We start from the raw sequence: 18,923 nt of genomic DNA, 5'->3' as shown, positions 1-18,923 counted from the left end.
CAACGGAAATCCCGTGGGATGAAGCAGGCCAGGCATTGTTTTGTTTCCGAAACCGGGGAGGTGCTGCCGCGCTGGCTGGAGGCTTTCCCGAAGGCGGTGGGCATCCCGTTCGGGACCGGCGAAGCGTCGAAGCCCGCCCCCACCCACCTCTGGGTGCGCCTGCCGCCTGACCGGCACGTCGCAAAAATCCTGGCCGACCTCCGCCGCGTCCACGGCAACCCGCCCTGCATCGTACTCAGCGACATTCCGGGCGACGACGAGGCGCTGGCCTGTTTCGCCGCTGCGGCTAAGGGATATTGCAATACGCATGCCGCACCCGCCTTCCTGCGCCAGGTCGCCGAGGTGATCGGCCAGGGCGGTCTGTGGATCGGCGAATCCCTGATGACCCGCCTGGTCGAGGCCACCTCCCGCATCGCGCCAAAAACATCCATCGAATCAAGTGACTCCTGGATGTCCCTGCTCACCCCGCGCGAGCAGGAAGTCGCTCGCGCCATCGCCGAGGGGGGGAGCAACAAGGAAATCGCCCGCCGGCTCGGCATCACCGAACGCACCGTCAAGCTGCATGTGGGCGCCGTCCTCGAAAAGCTCGGCGTGCGCGACCGCCTCCAGGTCGCCCTGATCGTCAAGGGCGTCCGTCAAAGTCAGTCAGCCTAGTACGGCGGGCCCTGCACCTGTACTTCGGTACAGTTACCCATCCGCCCGCCTGAAGGCACCATGGGACCCATCGGAAATCCGTTGGGAGTTTCAACATGGCTGCAGCAGGCAATGTCGTCGGAAAAGTCGCGGTTGTTCAGGGGCAGGCCTTCGCCCGGGCCAAGGATGGCACCCAGCGCCCGCTCAAGGTGGGCGATGTCGTTTATGAAAACGAAGTCATCGTCACCGCCGAGAACAGCCGAGTCGAACTGGAGTTCGACAACGGCAAGGTCTTCCTGCTGCGTGCCAAGGAAACCGTCACGCTCGACAGCGCCGTCGTCGGCTCGGAACTGCCGGAGAACCGCAACGCCGCCCTGCTCGACCGCGTCGGCGAGCTGGCCGAGATCACCCGCGCCATCGCCGAAGGCAGCAGCCTCGACCAGCTGCTCGAGGAAACCGCCGCCGGCCTGACGGGTGGCAGCGACGGCAGCGGCCACAGCTTCGTGCAGCTGCTGCGCATCGCCGAGGCGCTCACCCCCCCCGGCTACGACTACCGGCTCGACCCCGACAGCCCGGGATTCAATCCGTTGCTTCAGGCATCAACCGGCGGAATTCTCGAACCCGCGCCCACCACCACCCCACTCGACACCACCCCACTCGACACCACCCCGCCCGCGCCAACCATCGCGCTCGACGCCAGCATCACCGCCGACGACGTCATCAACGCGGCCGAAGCCGCCGGCATGATCGCCATCGCCGGCGCCGTCGGCGGCGACGCCAAGGTCGGCGACACCGTCACCCTCACCGTCAACGGCGCCACCTACACCGGCGCCGTCCTGCCGGGACTGACTTTCAGCATCGATGTCGCCGGCGCCGATCTCGCCGCCGACACCAACATCGCCGCCTCGGTCACCACGTATGACGCCGCCGGCAACGCCGCCAGCGCCTCCACCAGCGAGTCCTACGCCGTCGATACCAGTGCGCCGACAGTCGACGCCGGCCAGAGCTTCAGCTACGTCGAGAACCAGACCGCCGGCACCATCGTCGGCACGGTCGGCGCCAGCAGCGCCGACAGCCTCACCGGCTTCCGCTTCGCCGCCACCGGCACCGACGCCAGCGCCGACGGCCATTACCGGATCGATGCTTCCGGCAACATCCGCCTCACCGCCAGCGGCGCCGCCGCAGGCGTGGCGCAGAACGATTTCGAGGCCGCGCCCAACAGCTTCACCTACGCCGTGCAGGCGCGCGATGCTGCCGGCAACTGGTCGGCCGCCGAGAACGTCGCCCTCAACGTCGCCAACCTCAACGAAGCGCCGATCCTCTCGGCGACCGCAACCAATCCCGCCTTCGCGGAAGCCGCCGGACAGAACACGCAGGCGCCCGCGGTAGCGGTGTTCGGCGGCGCGGCGGTCAGCGCGTCCGATGCCGGCCAGCTGATCACCGGCCTCTCGTTCACCGTCTCCGGCATCCAGGACGGCGCCGGCGAGCGCATCGTCGTCGACGGCCGCACCATCACCCTGGGCGCCAACAGCAGCGGCACCACCGTGACCAACGCCATGGCCTACACGGTGACGATCGCCGGCGACACGGCGACGATCACCCTCGCCAAACCCGCCGGCGTGAGCGAAGCAGCCATGCAGGCGCTGGTCAACGGCATCACCTACCAGGACACCCTCCGCGACACGCCGACCGCGGGCGACCGCATATTCACCCTGACCCAGATCACCGACACCGGCGCCAGCAACAACGTCTCGGCGCCCGGCATCGCTTCCACCGTCACGGTGACGCCGGCGAACGATGCGCCGGTGCTGGACCTGAACGGTGCGCTGGCGGGCCGCAACTATGCGACCTATTTCAATGCCGACACGGGCGCGGCGGTCCCGATCGCCGACCTCGACGCAGCCATCACCGACGCCGACAGCGCAACGATCACCGGCGCCACGATCACCCTCACCACCAACCGCCAGGCCGGCGACGAACTGAGCGTCGGCAGCCTGCCGGCCGGCATCACGGCCAGCGCCTACGATCCGGCCACCGGTCGCCTCACCCTGACCGGCACCGCCAGCCTCGCCGACTACCAGGCCGCGCTGCGCGCCATCAGCTTCGACACCAGCTCGACCGCCACCGGCACGCGCACGATCGGCGTCACCGTCAACGACGGCGCCGCCAACAGCAACACCGCCAGCACCACCGTCGCCATCCTCGGCGCCGGCAACCGCCCCGTCCTCGACCTCGATGCCGACGACAGCAGCGGCGGCAATGCCACCGCCTATCGCGCCACCTACACCGAGGACGGCCCCGCCGTGGCGATCGCCGACACCGACGTCACGATCACCGACAACGACAGCGCCAACCTGACGCGCGCCACCGTCACCCTCACCAACGCCCAGGCCGGCGACGTGCTCTCCTGGGACGCCGCCGCCCTCGCCGCCCTCGGCATCTCGGCCAGCCTCAACCCCGCCGGAAACGTCGTCACCCTCACCGGCATCGCACCCGTCGCCGATTACCAGGCCGCCCTGCAGGCGGTGTACTTCGCCGCCGGCGGCGGCGACACGCCGAACACGACCGCCCGCAATATCAGCATCACGGTGGCCGACGAAGCCGGCAACAGCAACACGGCGGCCACGACCGTCGCCGTCGTCGCGGTCAACGATGCGCCGACTGCCGCGATCGTCCCGACCGACTACGCCGCCACCGAGCAGACTGTCCTGAACCTGGCCGGCACCGGCCTCTCCATCGGCGACATCGATTCCGGCACGGCCTCCGTGCGCGCCATCCTCAGCGTCACCAGCGGCACGATCAGCGCCGCCGGCGCGGGCGTCACGGTGTCGGGCAACGGCACCGCCACCGTCACGCTCACCGGCACGCTGTCCGCCATCAACGACCTGCTGGCCGGCAACGGCGGCGCCACGCTCACGTACATCAACAACGCCAACAACCCGCCGGCTAGCGCGACGCTGACCCTGACGGCGAACGACCTGGGCAGGACGGGTACGGGCGGCGTTCTCACCGCCACCGACACGGCGACCATCACCATCGCCCCCGAGAACGACGCCCCCGTCCTCGCCCGGCCCGGCACGCTCAACTACACCGAGAACCAGACGGCGCGGGCCATCGACAGCCTGCTCGCCGTCGCCGACCCCGACAACGCAACCCTCTCCAGCGCGACGGTCCGGATCAGCGGCAACTATCAGGCCGGCCAGGACATCCTCGGCTTCAACAACTCCAATCCGGCCACCTACGGCAACATCGCCGCCAGCTTCGATGCGACGACCGGCACCCTGAGCCTGGCCTCTGCCGGCGGCACGGCCACGGTGGCGCAATGGCAGGCCGCCCTGCGCGCGGTGACTTACCGCAACACCTCCGACAATCCGGACAGCGCACCGCGCACCGTCGCCTACCAGATCGACGACGGCCAGCCGCTCAATAGTGCCAGCAACGCGCTGACGAGCACGATCAACGTCATTCCCGTCAACGATGCGCCGGTGCTGGACCTGAACGGTGCGCTGGCGGGCCGCAACTATGCGACCTATTTCAATGCCGACACGGGCGCGGCGGTCCCGATCGCCGACCTCGACGCAGCCATCACCGACGCCGACAGCGCAACGATCACCGGCGCCACGATCACCCTCACCACCAACCGCCAGGCCGGCGACGAACTGAGCGTCGGCAGCCTGCCGGCCGGCATCACGGCCAGCGCCTACGATCCGGCCACCGGTCGCCTCACCCTGACCGGCACCGCCAGCCTCGCCGACTACCAGGCCGCGCTGCGCGCCATCAGCTTCGACACCAGCTCGACCGCCACCGGCACGCGCACGATCGGCGTCACCGTCAACGACGGCGCCGCCAACAGCAACACCGCCAGCACCACCGTCGCCATCCTCGGCGCCGGCAACCGCCCCGTCCTCGACCTCGATGCCGACGACAGCAGCGGCGGCAATGCCACCGCCTATCGCGCCACCTACACCGAGGACGGCCCCGCCGTGGCGATCGCCGACACCGACGTCACGATCACCGACAACGACAGCGCCAACCTGACGCGCGCCACCGTCACCCTCACCAACGCCCAGGCCGGCGACGTGCTCTCCTGGGACGCCGCCGCCCTCGCCGCCCTCGGCATCTCGGCCAGCCTCAACCCCGCCGGAAACGTCGTCACCCTCACCGGCATCGCACCCGTCGCCGATTACCAGGCCGCCCTGCAGGCGGTTTTCTACTCGACGACGAGCGATACGCCGAATACCGCCATTGTGCGTAACGTGTCCGTCGTGGCCCGCGACGAAGCCGGCAATAGCAACGCGGCGACTGCCTCCATTACCGTGATCGCCGTCAACGACGCACCGACAGCGAGCAACGTCACCGCCACCGGCCTAGAAGACGCCGCCTCCATCCCGGTTACCTTCGCGGCTTCGGACGCAGACGGCAGCATCGCCAGCTACACCGTCACCAGCCTGCCGGCCAACGGCGTGCTCTACAGCGATGCCGCGCTCACCATTCCGGTATCCGCGGGCGACATCGTCACCGACGCCACCCTGTATTTCGTACCGGCCGCCGACTGGAACGGCAACACCAGCTTCAACTACACCGCCACCGACGATGGCGGTGCCGCCTCCAACCCGGCCACCGCCAGCCTCACCGTCACCCCCGTGGCCGACGCGACCACCGTCACCCTCTCCTCGGCCACCAGCGGCGCGGCCATCACCGAGGGCGGCTCGATCACCTACACCGCCAGCGTCGGCAGCCCCGTCACCGGCTCCGACCTGGTGGTGAGCCTCTCCAACGGCGCCACCATCMCCATCCCGGTCGGCCAGAGCAACGCCTCCACCGCGGTGGCCGTGCGCGCCGACGMCCCCTATCTGAACGGCMCCGACMCCCTCAGCGTGTCGATCAGCTCGACCGCCGGCGGCAATTTCGAGAGCGTGTCGACCACCGGCACGGTCAGCAACACCGTCGTCGACGACACCGACGCCGTGTATGCGGAAATCAGCGTCAGCGCGGCAAGCGTGGCAGAAGGCGACAGCCTCACCTACACGGTGACGCTGAAGGACAGCGGCGGCAACGCAGTGACGGTGCCCGCAGGCAGCAGCGTTGCCATAGCATTGAGCTGGAGCGGTGCCGCCGCGGGCGGCACCGACACCGGCGCGTTGCCTACGTCGGTAACGGTGGGCGGCGGCGCCAGCAGCGCCACCTTTGTCGTCACCACCACGAACGACACGCTGGTCGAAGCCAACGAGCCGCTGGTCGCCACCATCACCGGCGTGACGGATATAAATGGCAGCTTCGAGTCGATCGCGACCGGCAGCAACGCCATCGCCACCAGCACCATTCTCAACAACGACAGCTTTACCGTTGCCGACACTGCAGGCGACGACGACGATGCAAACGAGAATCGCGATGCCGATGCGGGCAACGACATCGTGCATAGCGGCGCCATCGGCAATGTGTCGTCGGAGGTCGTGCTGTCGGTGGACGACTCGGTGGCCTCCGGACTAACCTCCAACGGCGAGGCAATCACCTATGCCTGGAATGCGGGAAGCCGGACCCTGACGGCGAGCACGGCCAGCGGCACGGTATTCACGGTAACCCTCAATGCCACCAACGACGGCTATGCTTTCCGACAGATTCGCGGCATCGACCATCCGGCCATCGCCGACGAGGCCCATGGCATGAATATCCCGCTGACCGTGCTGGCGAAAGACGGGAGCGGCAATCTGATCACGACGGCAGGCTTTACCGTCACCGTCAACGACGATGCGCCATCAGTAACCGGCGACAAGCTCATCGTCACACCCAACGACGGCGCCCATGCGGAATCGGGATATCTCGCCGAGGCGACGATTTCCAACGATGTCACGGGTATCACCTGGAACACCGCAAGCCTACCGAGCCTGGTATTTGAGGGCAAACCGATCCTCTACGTAGACCACGGCAACGGCACGCTCACCGGCGAACTATCCGACGGAACGCTCATCTTCCGACTGACAATCGACCCGACCACCGTCAACGCAAGCAACAATCCGCAATACAGCTTCGAACTGCTCAATGCGGTGGGGCGCATCGGAACGCTTGGCTCGGAAACCACCTATACGGTCATCAGCGGCGGCAACATCGACAACCTCGACCTCGGTTTCGGTGGGTATCTGGTGGACAGCATGACCGCGGTGGACGCACTTGGCGCCGTCTCGACGGTCAACACGAACAACAACTGGATCGGCGTCGGCGGCAACTGGTTCGATGCCGGGGAGAGGCTGTTCATGAACTTCACCGATCCCAGCGGAAACGCAGGCCAGGTGCGCGGCATCAACATGATCGTGGAGGGGCAGGGCAGCGCGGCCTATACGCTGAGCTGGACAGTAACCGCCGCCATAGATGATTCCGGCAATTCGGTGACGTATTCCGGAAGCATCAACGGGGTGGGTAATGCCGACGTGCCTTTCTCCATTCCTCTGTCCAATGGCGCGCTTTACTTCACCTCGCTTGAAATCAGCAGCCCGCCGGGCGGGGGCCAGTTCCGCATCGGCTTCTCCGGGGTATCGGCCAACAATTATTTTTCCGACATTCCGCTGGATTTCAGCTACACGATGACCGATGCCGACAACGACACGGCCACCGGACTGGTCGATGTCACACTCACCGCGCCGCCCATCGACTACACGCCGGTAGCGCGGGCGGACTCCGTTTCCGCCACCGAGGACACCGTTCTTAGCGGGAATCTGGCGGCCAACGACGCCCTCTCCCAGGACGGCGGCAATGTCTGGGCGCTCGGGAACCAGGCGATGCATGGCACGGCAGTGGTCAATGCCGACGGCACCTTCAGCTACACGCCGAACCCGCATTTCAGCGGCACCGACAGTTTCACCTACACCCTGACCGACGCCGACGGCGACGTGTCCACGGCCACCGTGACGGTCAATGTGTCACCGGTAGCGGACACGCCGCTGCTGAGCGTCACGGCGACCCCCACTTCGGTTCTGTTCCAGACCAGCTGGGAGAGCGCGCCGGACTCGAACAACTCGTCGGAAACCGTCAGTGCGAATCCCTTTGAAGGCTGGACTCGGCTCGATGCCCCCGACCCCTATTCGGGCGGGACGAACACCCTCGAGATCTGGTCGAACGGCGATAGTCAGCAGCGCCAGGACGGCGGTTCGAATACGATTTATGCCGCTCCGGGAAATGGTGTGGATTGGCTCGAACTGAACAACGCCAGCAGCAACGTCCAGACCATCGGCATCTCGCGCACCGTGGCGACCCAGGCGGGTCTGGTCTATCAACTGTCGTTCGACTATGCGGGCCGGCCGGGATTCACTGGCGACTACACCAATATTTCCGTCCAGGTGGACGGCACGACCGTTGCGAGTTATTCGGCCACGAGCCCGCAAACCTACCTGGACTGGAAGAATCTCAAGCTGAGCATCGTCGGTGACGGCGCCTCTCACACGATCTCGATCCTCACCACGGCGACGAGCTTCAATCCGAATGGCCGGGGCGCCATGATCGACGATATCGTCCTGATCGGCGTCCAGGGCGTCGCCGCAAACAACGCCGTCGGCGGAACCATGACGGATATTCAACTTGCCAACTATGTATCGGCCTCTCTGGTCGACTCCGACGGATCTGAAACGTTGAGCCTGAGCTTAAGCGGCGTGCCTGCCGGCGCACAGATCGTCGCGGGAACCAACACGTACACGGAATCGGGCGGCGTCATCACCATCCAGGGCAGCGATCTCGCCACGGCAATGCTGCGCATCGACGGCAGCTACCTTGGCAATCTGCACATATCGGTGACGGCAACGGCCACCGAGTCGGCCACAGGCGCGACAGCCACCGCCGCAACCCAGACGCTGGACCTGCACGTCATGCCGCAGGAGAATGCGATCGTCGCCGCGGACATCGTCGACAGCACGGGCAACCTGATCACGGGAACGTCTGCCGCCAACACCCTGAGCGGCACCAACAACGCCGAGGTCATCGACGGCGGCGCCGGCAACGACACCATTTCCGCCTCCGGCGGCAACGATGTGATCCTGGGGGGGAGCGGCAGCGACACCCTGACCGGGGGCGCCGGTGCCGACGTCTTCAAGTGGGTGCTGGGGGACTCGGGAACGCCGGGAACGCCCGCAACCGACACCATCACCGACGGCAATGCGTTCAACTCGACAGCCGGCGAGGCACTCGACCTGCGCGACCTGCTTCAGGGCGAGGTGCACGCCGGGTTGAATGCCGGCAACCTGGCCGATTTTCTGCACTTCGAGCGCTCGGGATCCAGCACCAGGGTACACATCAGCACCACCGGCGGCTTCTCCGGGGATGCGCACGCACCGGGCGGAACATACACCTCGGGGGTTGAAGACATGACCATCGTCCTCAACGGGGTTAACCTGGTCGGCACCAATACGACCGATCAGCAGATCATCCAGGACCTGCTCAACAGGGGCAAGTTGATTACGGATTGACGGTCTGCCACGCGGCCCGGCTCGACCGGGAACAACCTCAGGCGGCCGGCTCCCGGACCGCCGGGCCGGTGGCGCCATCGAATCCCACGCCGGCCAGTGCCTGCATTTCCGCGTCGCTCACCACGCCCTCGGCAATCACCTGGATGCCGATGCCGTGCACGATCGCGCACAAGCCCTTGAGGAAAGCCTGGTTGCCGGGATTCTTGTCGAGTTCGCGTACAAAACTGGCGTCGACCTTGATGTAATCGATGCCGAGGCCATGCAGCTGGCCGACCTGGCTGAACTGGCGCCCGAAATGCTCGATGCCGACCCTGCAGCCCGAGCGTTTCAATTCACTGCACAGATCGCGGAATGCATCGAAATGCTTGAGTGCGCCGCTCTCCGCCACCTCCAGCCACAGCCGCCTGGCAGCCTGGGCATTCTGGCGCAGCAAACCGCTTAACTCCCCGCGGAAGGCCCGGTCCTGCAGAGAACTGGCGGAGAGATTGACCGCCAGCCCCGTCACGGCCGGATTCGCCGCCAGGTCGGCCAGACCCAGCGCAATCGCCGACAGATCCAGCCTGGAAGTCAGCTTCAGCCGCTCGGCGATCGGCAGGAAACGTCCGGCCGGCAGCCACTCGCCCTGTTCGTCCAGCATCAGGCGCAAAGGGCACTCGCGATGGATCAGGCGCTGGCTGAAATCGACGACGGGGAACGAAATCAGCCGGACCCAGTGCTGGTCGAGCGCATGGCGAATCAACCGCGACCACTCCTCGGCGCTCTTCGGCGCATCCTCCCCGGCTGCGTGGCCGGCTTCCCGGATGACGTTGCCGCCATCGGCTTCCGCCGCCGCCAGCGCCGCATCCGCCTGGGACAGCACGGCGCTCATCTCCGCGCCGCGGGGGAAAGCACCCAATCCGACATGGGCGACCGGGCCCTCTCCGACGAAGGGCGCGGCCTCCTGGACCAGACGCGGCAGCAGGCGCCCGGCCAGCGGCCCGGCGCCCGACTGTCCCATCACGAGCAACGCAAAATCGGCGCCGTTCAGGCGCGCCACCAGACTGTCGGCCTGCTGCGCCGCCTCCGCCTGCAGGACGGCCGCAAAACGGCGCAACAGCTCGTCGGTCGCATCGCGACCCAGCCGCCGGTTGACGCCGGCCAGATCCGCCACCCGCACCAGGATCAGCCCGATGCCGCGCGAATCCTCGGCCTCCAGCGCCTGATGCAGACGCGCCAGGAAATGGCTGCGGTTGGCCAGCCCGGTCAGCGAATCGCAGTTCGCCTCGCGCCGGACCGCATCCAGGCGAGCGGCCTCTTCCTCGAACATGCCCTGCAGGCGCCCCACGGTCGCATTCATCGCCGCAGCCAGCTGTTTCAGCTCCGGCACATCCGGCTCTTCGATGGTGACGAAGCGACGCTCGGTGATCGCCCGCGCCTGGCCAATGACGGCCTGGAGGGGTGCGCGCAGGCGGCGCAGAATCAGCGTGCCGAGATAGCCGCCCACCAGCGTCGCCAGGAAAAGCGCACCGGCCAGTTCCCAGACGTTTTGCCAGAGGGATTCATAGGCGAAGCGGCTGTTGCTCACCAGGTGCACCGTACCGACCTGCTTCCAGCCGCTGCTGATCTGCGCCTGGCCCGGCCGCGCTTCGATCGGCAGCAGACGGACGAACCATGCCGGCGCGCCATAGCTCCCGGGCGCCATCCGCCGCTCGACCAGAACGTTTCCGCGGGGATCGACGACGCGAATCAGCTCGTAATGTCCGCTGTCGAACAAGGCGGAAACCGCAAGCTCGGTTTCCACCAGGTCGGGCGACTTCAGGCTGAGCGAAAGCGCCAAGGTCGCCGCATTGTCGGTGTTCTTCATCGACAGCTGCTCGGCAAGGTAGCTGCGCGCGCTCAGGGAAGAGGCGAGCAGGCTGCCGGCCAGCGCGACCAGCATGCTGACGATGACTGCAAGCCAAAGTTGACGATACATCGACATAACCGTTCTTCCTTCGACAAGAACTTCGTTAAATATTGCTCAAAATTCGATTCCCTCGGCCTTCGCCCGCCTGAGGAGATCCTGCCAGCGCGTCAGACGGCCGGGGCCGGATGCGGCTGGCACGCCGCTTGCGTTTGGATTTGCCCAAATGCCCTGGCTGTTGAAGCTGAACATCGGCTGCAGATCGGGGCGGCGTGACGCAGGACGAATGTCGGTGATCAGGTTGTCGAGAATCAGCGGTTCCGCGTCGGGCTCGGGATAAAAGGCAAGCACCATGTGTGCCTGGGTCACCTGGCTGGCCGACCCGCCGATCCTGGCCTTGACGTAAATCAGGCGCAACTGCTCGTTCGCTATGCCGGCGTCCAAGAGCGTGAAATATTTGGCGATGGTGAAATCCTCGCAGTCGCCCTTGCCCTTGGCCAGGGTCTCGAGGGGTGTTGCCCAGTAGTCCGTCTGTCCCCAGACCTGGCTGTCGTCCACAAACTGGATTTTTCGATTGAAGAACTCATTGATGCGCCTAAGCCTGTCCCGCGTCCCCAGCGCCCTGCTGTCGTCGATCAATTGCCGCCAGTCGCGGAACATCGCGGCCGCACCGCCATACCGCAGCAACATCGACTGCATCTTCTCGATATCGGCGACCGTGCCCTGGCACAGGAGGAATACGGCCAGCCATGCGCCGAAACGGCGCACCGTCGCACTCAGCCGCGATAGCCTGTCCTCCCCTGTCTGCGATATCATTCGCACTTGCCGCAATGCTTTTATCGTAAAAAGCGCCAAAAAATGCTACGCAACATCCTGATGCTGTGCCTGGCCCTGAGCCCGCTGCTGGCACAAGCACAAACCCTGACACTGCAAGGCGCGGCGCAGAAGGCCGTCCTTTCCAATCCCGAAGTCCTGCAGCGCTGGCACGCCTACAAGGCCGCCCAAGGGGAGCGCGACGCCGCCTTCGGCGGCTACCTGCCCCGCCTCGACCTCTCCGCCAACAAGGGGCGCGACCACCGCGACGATCCGATCCTGAAGAAGGACTATACGCGCAACTCGACGACGCTCACCCTGACGCAGATGCTATACGACGGGTTCGCCACGCGCAATGAAGTGAAGCGCTTCGACCACGCCCTCGCCGTCCGCCTTTTCGAACTGCAGGACGCTTCCGAGAATGCAGCGCTCGAGGCGGCGCGTGCCTACATCGACGTCCTGCGCTACCGCAAGCTGGTCGCATTGGCGGAGGAGAACTATGTCCGCCACCGCTCGGTCTTCGAGCAGATCCAGAAAAAGGTGCAGGCCGGCGTCGGGCGCCGCGTCGACCTCGAGCAGGCCGCCGGCCGGCTGGCCCTGGCCGAGGCCAACCTCCTGACCGAAACCTCGAACCTGCACGACGTCAGCGCCCGCTACATGCGCGTGGTGGGCGAGCAGCCTCCCAGGGAGATGGATTCCCTCGCCAACCTGACCAAGGGCATGCCGAAGGACATGGCCGAGGCACTGGCTGCCGCGCAGCGCGGCAGCCCCGCCCTGCTCGCCTCGATCGAGAACGTCCGCTCCGCCTATTCCGCCGCCCGGGTGCGGGACGCCGCCTACCAGCCGCGCCTCGACCTGCGGCTGAAGCGCGACCGGGGAGACAATCTCAACGGCTATATCGGCCAGCATGAATCCAGCACTGCAGAAGTCGTGCTGAGCTGGAACCTCTTCAACGGTTTCTCCGACATCGGCCGCTCCCGCCAATATGCCGAACAGCACAACGTCGCCAAGGACCTGCGCGACAAGACCTGCCGCGACGTTCGGCAGAACGTCGCCATCGCCTTCAACGACACGCGCAAGCTGACCGAGCAGCTCGTCTACCTCGACCAGCACCAGCTCTCCATCGAGAAGGCGCGCGACGCCTACCGCAAGCAGTTCGACATCGGCCAGCGCAGCCTGCTCGACCTGCTCGACAGCGAGAACGAACTCTTCCAGTCGCGCCGCTCCTACAGCAATGCCGAGCACGACCTGGCCATCGCCTACCTCCGCACCCACGCCGGCGTCGGCAAGCTGCTCGCCACGCTGGGCGTCTCGAAGGCCGGCGACCCGCCCCCGCCGGAGCCGGAAATGTGGGCGGCCGGCGAAGAGGCGCCGGAGAATTGCCCGCCGGACAACCCGCAGCTCTATGTCGCCGACAAGGCAACCCTGGACGCCCGTGCGCAGGAATTGCTCAAGGAGCTCGCGCCCGCTGCGGCCGCAACCGAAGCACCGGCATCTCCGCAGCCCGAAACGACGCCCGAGCGCGCCGTCGCCGAAGCCCTCAAGGCCTGGACGACCGCCTGGTCGGACCGCAACGCGCAGGCCTACCTGGACGCCTACGCCCCGGCCTTCGCGCCCGCCGACGGCAGCACGCGCGAAGCGTGGGCAGCCAAGCGCAAGCGGGCGCTGGAACGCGCCAAGGAGATCTCGCTGGATATCCGCGACATCAAGCTTGTCGTCCGGGACGCCAGGCACGCCAATACCGTCTTCAGGCAGGCTTACCGCTCCGGGCAGTTCAAGGACGTCGTGCTGAAGACCCTCGAGTGGGAACGGATCGACGGACGCTGGCTGATCGTCCGGGAAACCGCCGAAGCCGTGAAATAAGGCAATCGGGGCAACAAAAAGCCGGCCCGAATGGCCGGCTTTTTATCGAGTGCGTGTGGCGGAGAGGGTGGGATTCGAACCCACGGTAGGCTTACACCTACGCCTGATTTCGAGTCAGGTACAATCGACCACTCTGCCACCTCTCCGGAGGCGCGCATTCTACACCAATCCCCCGCCTGATGCGATGCAGGGGAACCGGTTTTCCCCTCCTCTGCCTTGGGGGCCGCATGCGTTTGTTGCTCGCCGCAATCCTGCTGCCGATGATCGTCGCCTGCGGGGACCCGCCGCCGCCGCATGCGGAACTGGGCAAGCTGGTCGTCGTCACGCGCGAGGGCCCGGCCACCTACCAGGTCGATGGAAACGGCCAGGCTTCCGGCTTCGAACACGACCTGGTGACGCTCTTTGCGCAGCAATTGGGCGTCGAGGCCCGTTTCGTCGTGGCGCCCGATTTTGCGGAAATCGCCGCTGCGCTGTCCAGCGGACGCGCCCACCTGGCCGCTGCGGCATTGGCGCCGGTGCCAAGCGACACGCTGCGCTTCTCCCGGCCGATACGCGAATTGCAGCAGCTGCTGGTCCAGCATGAGGACGCCCTGCCGGTCGCCGAGACGGCCGACCTGGCCGACCGCACCATCGCCGTACTGGCCGGCTCGCCGCAAGTCGAGGCGCTCGCAAGGCTGCAGCCCAGGCCGGAAAGCCTGCGCATGGTCGAGCTGGAAGGCGTCGGCGAAATGGAATTGCTGGAGCGGGTCAACGCACGCACCGCGGCCCTGGCCGCCATCGATTCGGCACATTTCGACATCGGCGCGAATTTCTTTCCCGGCCTGCACGCCGCGCTCGAACTGCCCGGCAGCCGGCCGCTCGTCTGGGCATTCCCGAAGGACGGCGAAGAGGATCTGTTCCGGCGCGCCGAAACCTTCATCGAGCGCATCCGCCAGGACGGCACCCTGGATCGGCTCATCGACCGCTACTTCGGCCACGTGCGCCGCCTCAACCAGAACGATGTCGCGCGCTTCCTGGAAAAAATGCAGTCCGTCCTGCCGCACTACCGGCGGGATTTCATCGAGGCGCAGGTCCTGCACGGCATCGACTGGCGCCTGCTTGCCGCACTCGCCTACCAGGAGTCGCACTGGGATCCGCAGGCCACCTCTTGGACCAACGTGCGCGGCATGATGATGCTGACCGAGGACACCGCCGACCGTCTGCGCGTGACGGACCGGCTCGATGCCCGCCAGAGCATCCGCGCCGGCGCCCGCTATCTCGTCGAGCTGCGCGAGCAGATTCCGCCGGAGGCGCCGGAACCCGACCGCACCTGGCTGGCGCTGGCCGCCTACAACCTGGGGATGGGACACATGAACGGCGCGCGTTTCATCGCAACGCTGGTGAAGCGCGACCCGAATTCCTGGTACGAGATGAAACAGGTGCTGCCGCTGCTGGCGCGGCCCGAATACTATTCGCGCCTGAAGAGCGGCGCCGCGCGCGGCGGCGAAGCAGTCATCATGACGGAGAACATCCGCACCTACTACGACATCCTGCGGCGCTACGAGAAGGCTGCGGTCAGCCCTCAGGCCTTCTCGATGAGCTCGATGTCGCCCATGTAGGGCCGCAGGGCGACGGGCACGTCGACGCTGCCGTCGGCGCGCTGGTAATTCTCCAATACGGCGACGAGCGTGCGGCCGACGGCAAGGCCGGAGCCGTTCAGGGTGTGCACCAGTTCCGGCTTGCCGGGTTTGCCGCCGTGGTCGCCGCGGAAGCGCGCCTGCATGCGCCGCGCCTGGAAGGCCTCGAAGTTGCTGCACGAGGAAATCTCGCGATAGGCGTTCTGCCCGGGCAGCCACACCTCGAGGTCGTAGGTCTTCGCCGCGGAGAAGCCCATGTCGCCGGTGCACAGTGCGACGCGGCGATAGGGCAGTTCCAGCTTCTCCAGGATCGCCTCGGCATGGCGCGTCAGTTCCTCCAGCGCCGCCCATGAGTTCTCCGGCCGCTCGATGCGCACCAGCTCGACCTTGTCGAACTGGTGCTGGCGGATCATGCCGCGCGTGTCCTTGCCGTAGGAGCCGGCCTCGCGGCGGAAGCAGGGCGTGTGGCAAACGAACTTCAGCGGCATCTGCGCCGCGTCGACGATGGCGTCGCGCACGATGTTGGTCACTGGCACTTCCGCGGTCGGGATGAGGAAGTAGCCGTCGTCCCTGACGTGGAAGAGGTCCTCGTGGAATTTCGGCAGCTGGCCGGTGCCGAACAGGCTGTTGCCGTTGACGAGGTACGGCGCATACACCTCGGTGTAGCCGTGCTCCTCGGTGTGCACGTCCAGCATGAACTGGGCGAGTGCGCGGTGCAGGCGCGCCACGGCGCCCTTCATCAGCGAGAAGCGGGCGCCGCTGATCTTGGTGGCGGCATCGAAGTCGATGCCGCCCAGCGCCTCGCCCAGGTCGACGTGGTCCTTCACGGCGAAACCGAAGCTGCGCGGCGCACCCCAGCACCTGACTTCCACGTTGTCGGCCTCCGATTTGCCGACAGGCACGCTCTCGTGCGGCAGGTTGGGGATCACCGAGACGAAGGCGTTGATGCGGTTGAGCAGGTCGGCGAGCTTGTCCTCGTTCTCCTTCAGCTCGTCCCCGAGGCCGGCCACTTCCTGCATCACGGCCGCGGTGTCCTCGCCCTTGGCCTTGAGCTGGCCGATCTGCTTGGACAGCGCGTTGCGCTTCGCCTGCAACTCCTGGGTGCGCACCTGCAGGCCCTTGCGCTCGTCCTCCAGCGCCTGGAAGGCGGCCACGTCGAAGCCGGCGCCACGGCTCGCGAGGCGGGCGGCCACCTCGGCCGGCTGGCTGCGCAAAAGTTGTATGTCGAGCATGATTAATCTTTCCGTTTCAGTTGGCTGGACGCCGTACCTGCGACCCCGCCTGCACATTCGCCGGCAGCTTCCGGAATTGCCTGGTGATTCCCGATGTTAAGCAAAATCTTCTTGAAAATCCACGCGCCGCGTCTATAAAAAAACATTCCTTCCGACGGAGGCGCCATGCTGTCACTGCAGGAATGCATCGGCTTCAGCAACCTGTCCGAGGACGAGATCGAAGCCATCGCCGAACACGAGCACGTGCCGGAAATCGTTGCCGCCGAGATCGGCGCCACCCTGCTGCAGACCACCTCCGGCGTCTGCCTGATCAAGCTCTACCTGCTGGAGAACATCGAGCGCGCCCGCGCGCGCGGACATTTCGAGAAGGCCGCCCGGCTCGAAGCGCTCTATCGCCGTTTCAACGGCGACCACCCCGGCGCCGATCCCGCGCAGACCGAGCTGCTGCATTGACGCCGTTCCGCAGGGACTGACTTTTACTTCTTCCCGGCTTTTCTATCCAGCTCACGCAAGTGGGCGAGCTTCTCGGCGATCTGCGCTTCGAGGCCGCGCGCCGTCGGCCGGTACCAGTTCACCTTCGGCATGCCCTCGGGAAGGTAGTCTTCGCCCGCGGCGTAGGCTTCCGGTTCGTCGTGCGCATAGCGGTATTCGCGGCCGTAGCCCAGTTCCTTCATCAGCTTCGTCGGCGCGTTGCGCAGGTGCACCGGCACCTCGCGCGAGCCGTCCTCGCCCACGAATTTCCGCGCCGAATTATACGCGACGTACACTGCGTTCGACTTGGCGGCGCAGGCCATGAAGATCACCGCCTCGGCCAGCGCCAATTCGCCTTCCGGCGAGCCGAGCCGCTCGTAGGTTTCCACGGCATTCAATGCGATCTGCAGCGCGCGCGGATCGGCCAGGCCGATGTCCTCCACCGCCATGCGCACGATGCGGCGGCCGAGGTAGAGCGGATCGGCGCCGCCGTCGAGCATGCGCACCAGCCAGTAGAGCGAAGCGTCGGGATTCGAGCCGCGCACCGACTTGTGCAGGGCCGAGATCTGGTCGTAGAAGGCGTCGCCGCCCTTGTCGAAGCGGCGCAGGTTCTTCGCCAGCGCGCCCTGCAGAAAGTCGGCATCCACGACACGGCGCTCCGAGGTCGCCGCCGCGGTATGCACGATCTCCAGCGCATTGAGCAGGCGGCGCGCATCGCCGTCGGCGAGGCCGACCAGGCGGCTCTTCGCGCCCTCGTCGAATTCCATGTCAGGAAATGCCTTGGCGCGGGCGCGCTCGAAGAGTTCGCCGAGCTCCGCCTCGCTGAGGCTCTTCAGCACGTACACCGCGGCGCGCGACAGCAGCGCGCCGTTCACCTCGAAGGACGGATTCTCGGTGGTGGCGCCGATGAAGGTGATCAGGCCCTGCTCGACGTAGGGCAGGAAGGCGTCCTGCTGCGCCTTGTTGAAGCGGTGCACCTCGTCGACGAAGAGGATGGTGTGGCGGCCGCTGCTCGCCAGCGTCAGCTCGGCGCGGCTGACCGCCTCGCGGATGTCCTTGACGCCGGAGAACACCGCCGAGAGCGCGATGAACTCGGCGTCGAAGACCTCCGCCATCAGCCGCGCCAGCGTCGTCTTGCCGACGCCGGGCGGGCCCCACAGGATCATGGAATGCGGCGTCTTCGATTCGAAGGCCAGGCGTAGCGGCTTGCCCGGCCCGAGGAGGTCGGCCTGGCCGACCACCTCGTCGAGCGTGCGCGGCCGCATCAGCTCGGCGAGCGGCGCGTGCGGCTTTTTCTCGAACAGGTCACTCACCGAGAACGTCGGCGCCCTTGGGCGGCGTGAAGCGGAACTGCCCGGCGGGGAGCTGGGGGTTGCGCTCGAACTTCTCGAAGGCGATGGTCGTCACCTGGCCGAAGCTGTCGGTGAGCTCCATCGCCCGCAGCGCGTCGCCGACGAAGCCGATGCGCAGGAACTGGAAGCCCGCATCCTGGCTCTTCGGCTGGGCGTCGACCCACTCGATGCCGTCGGCCGTGCCGCCCTCCTTGAGGTCGAAGTTCTTCTCCAGGGCGTTGTCGCCGGCGAGCAGCGCGGCGGGGCTGCTGCCCAGCGCGGCGGCAAGCTTCTTGGTGCTGACCTGGTTGAGGTCGCGGTCGTACACCCACAGCCGCTCGCCGTCGCCGACGATCAACTGGTAGTAGGGCTTGTCGTAGGTCCAGCGGAACTTGCCGGGGCGGGAGAACATCATGCTGCCGGCGGCGTTCTGCGGCTTGCGCCCGCTCTTCGACACCACCGTCTGCACGAAGTCGGCGCGGCCGCTCTTCGTGCCCTCGACGAAGGCCTTCAGCTTGTCGAGCGCGGCGGCGTGAGCCGGCAGTGCGAGGCAGGGCAGGAGGTAAGCGACCAGGAGGGTTTTAAGCAATGCGGGCATGCACGTCAGACATCCGGGAAAGAAACTTGTTCCG

Annotated in this window: 10 protein-coding genes and 1 tRNA gene; 5 read left to right on the top strand and 6 right to left on the bottom strand. The window is 66.5% G+C overall.

All coding sequences use genetic code 11. The features are described 5' to 3' along the window. Positions 1 to 18: 18 nt before the first annotated feature. Entirely contained in the window at positions 19 to 654 is a 636-nt protein-coding gene (locus tag ROZ00_01990; GenBank protein ID MDT3734982.1) for a response regulator transcription factor, read from the top strand. A 95-nt stretch (positions 655 to 749) separates the two neighbouring features. Then, a complete protein-coding gene (locus tag ROZ00_01985; protein ID MDT3734981.1) occupies positions 750 to 9,083 on the top strand; it encodes a retention module-containing protein in 8,334 nt (2,777 codons plus the stop codon). Positions 9,084 to 9,120: 37 nt separating this feature from the next. Here the strand turns inward: ROZ00_01985 and ROZ00_01980 are convergent, their stop codons facing one another. Both ROZ00_01980 and ROZ00_01975 read right to left on the bottom strand, forming a co-directional pair. Next, entirely contained in the window at positions 9,121 to 11,037 is a 1,917-nt protein-coding gene (locus tag ROZ00_01980; protein ID MDT3734980.1) for an EAL domain-containing protein, read from the bottom strand. A gap of 45 nt (positions 11,038 to 11,082) precedes the next feature. After that, complete coding sequence (locus ROZ00_01975) at positions 11,083 to 11,781, bottom strand: transglutaminase-like cysteine peptidase (protein ID MDT3734979.1); 699 nt, start codon at positions 11,779 to 11,781, stop codon at positions 11,083 to 11,085. A gap of 42 nt (positions 11,782 to 11,823) precedes the next feature. On the opposite strand from ROZ00_01975, the gene ROZ00_01970 reads away from it, so the two are divergent. Beyond that, entirely contained in the window at positions 11,824 to 13,641 is a 1,818-nt protein-coding gene (locus tag ROZ00_01970; GenBank protein ID MDT3734978.1) for a TolC family outer membrane protein, read from the top strand. Between the two features lie 56 nt (positions 13,642 to 13,697). Here the strand turns inward: ROZ00_01970 and ROZ00_01965 are convergent. Further along, positions 13,698 to 13,787 (bottom strand) — tRNA-Ser (locus tag ROZ00_01965). Positions 13,788 to 13,868: 81 nt separating this feature from the next. Here ROZ00_01965 and mltF point away from each other — a divergent pair. Continuing rightward, positions 13,869 to 15,239 (top strand): membrane-bound lytic murein transglycosylase MltF, encoded by a 1,371-nt coding sequence (gene mltF / locus ROZ00_01960; GenBank protein MDT3734977.1) that lies wholly within the window; start codon positions 13,869 to 13,871, stop codon positions 15,237 to 15,239. Here the strand turns inward: mltF and serS are convergent. Beyond that, positions 15,203 to 16,489 (bottom strand): serine--tRNA ligase, encoded by a 1,287-nt coding sequence (gene serS / locus ROZ00_01955; GenBank protein ID MDT3734976.1) that lies wholly within the window; start codon positions 16,487 to 16,489, stop codon positions 15,203 to 15,205. The two genes, mltF and serS, sit on opposite strands and share 37 nt — an antisense overlap. 165 nt (positions 16,490 to 16,654) lie before the next feature. Here serS and ROZ00_01950 point away from each other — a divergent pair, with 165 nt between their 5' ends. Next, complete coding sequence (locus tag ROZ00_01950) at positions 16,655 to 16,942, top strand: hypothetical protein (protein ID MDT3734975.1); 288 nt, start codon at positions 16,655 to 16,657, stop codon at positions 16,940 to 16,942. Between the two features lie 23 nt (positions 16,943 to 16,965). On the opposite strand, the gene ROZ00_01945 is transcribed toward ROZ00_01950, so the two are convergent. Next, positions 16,966 to 18,273: a replication-associated recombination protein A gene (locus tag ROZ00_01945; GenBank protein ID MDT3734974.1), complete on the bottom strand. Its 1,308-nt coding sequence runs from the start codon at positions 18,271 to 18,273 to the stop codon at positions 16,966 to 16,968. Next, positions 18,266 to 18,889: an outer membrane lipoprotein chaperone LolA gene (lolA, locus tag ROZ00_01940; protein MDT3734973.1), complete on the bottom strand. Its 624-nt coding sequence runs from the start codon at positions 18,887 to 18,889 to the stop codon at positions 18,266 to 18,268. The genes ROZ00_01945 and lolA overlap by 8 nt, the downstream gene beginning before the upstream one ends. Between the last annotated feature and the right edge of the window lie 34 nt (positions 18,890 to 18,923).

Source organism: Denitratisoma sp. (assembly GCA_032027165.1).
Classification (GTDB): Bacteria; Pseudomonadota; Gammaproteobacteria; order Burkholderiales; family Rhodocyclaceae; genus Desulfobacillus.
Note: the sequence above shows the minus strand (reverse complement) of the source record. Positions and strands in the feature narration are given on the sequence as shown.

What these genes read in the sequence shown, in the direction of transcription:
- ROZ00_01990 (MDT3734982.1), top strand. Translation starts at nt 19, where the DNA reads ATGAAGCAGGCCAGGCATTGTTTTGTTTCCGAAACCGGGGAGGTGCTG.
- ROZ00_01970 (MDT3734978.1), top strand. Translation starts at nt 11,824, where the DNA reads ATGCTACGCAACATCCTGATGCTGTGCCTGGCCCTGAGCCCGCTGCTG.
- mltF (MDT3734977.1), top strand. Translation starts at nt 13,869, where the DNA reads ATGCGTTTGTTGCTCGCCGCAATCCTGCTGCCGATGATCGTCGCCTGC.
- lolA (MDT3734973.1), bottom strand. Translation starts at nt 18,889, where the DNA reads ATGCCCGCATTGCTTAAAACCCTCCTGGTCGCTTACCTCCTGCCCTGC.
- ROZ00_01980 (MDT3734980.1), bottom strand. Translation starts at nt 11,037, where the DNA reads ATGTATCGTCAACTTTGGCTTGCAGTCATCGTCAGCATGCTGGTCGCG.
- serS (MDT3734976.1), bottom strand. Translation starts at nt 16,489, where the DNA reads ATGCTCGACATACAACTTTTGCGCAGCCAGCCGGCCGAGGTGGCCGCC.
- ROZ00_01950 (MDT3734975.1), top strand. Translation starts at nt 16,655, where the DNA reads ATGCTGTCACTGCAGGAATGCATCGGCTTCAGCAACCTGTCCGAGGAC.
- ROZ00_01975 (MDT3734979.1), bottom strand. Translation starts at nt 11,781, where the DNA reads ATGATATCGCAGACAGGGGAGGACAGGCTATCGCGGCTGAGTGCGACG.